This window comes from Pseudomonas sp. SIMBA_068, assembly GCF_046534705.1.
Taxonomy (GTDB): Bacteria; Pseudomonadota; Gammaproteobacteria; order Pseudomonadales; family Pseudomonadaceae; genus Aquipseudomonas; species Aquipseudomonas putida.
In genome coordinates this window covers 1-325 of the sequence record NZ_JAWRYI010000209.1, presented here as the reverse complement: position 1 = coordinate 325, position 325 = coordinate 1, and the positions used below count along the sequence as shown (strand labels likewise).

General features: G+C 57.2%; 1 pseudogene. It reads right to left on the bottom strand.

The features are described from left to right. A pseudogene (locus tag SB756_RS28850) lies at positions 1-325 on the bottom strand (aspartate--ammonia ligase); the annotation flags it as partial.

Below are 325 nucleotides of genomic sequence, written 5' to 3'. Positions count from 1 at the left end.
ATCCGGTGCGCGCACGTCGTGGCAATGACCATCGCTCAGCTTGCCGCCAATCCCGACAAGGAATACCGCGCCAAGATCTTTCGCTATCGCCCGCTCACGCCCTTTGGCATCAAGATCCGGATAACGAGACAGTAACTCCTGGCTGTGTACGAAGTGGATCTGATCCGGCAGGAACGGTGCCAGGCCAAACTCTTCGCTAACCGCAGCTTCGGTTGCTTTAATTCCCGCCCAGATCGCCTCTACCGTGCTTTTCAGAGTCGAGAATTGACGCTCACCGTCGCCCATTACGCGTTCCCAGTCCCACTGGTCAACATAGACCGAGTGC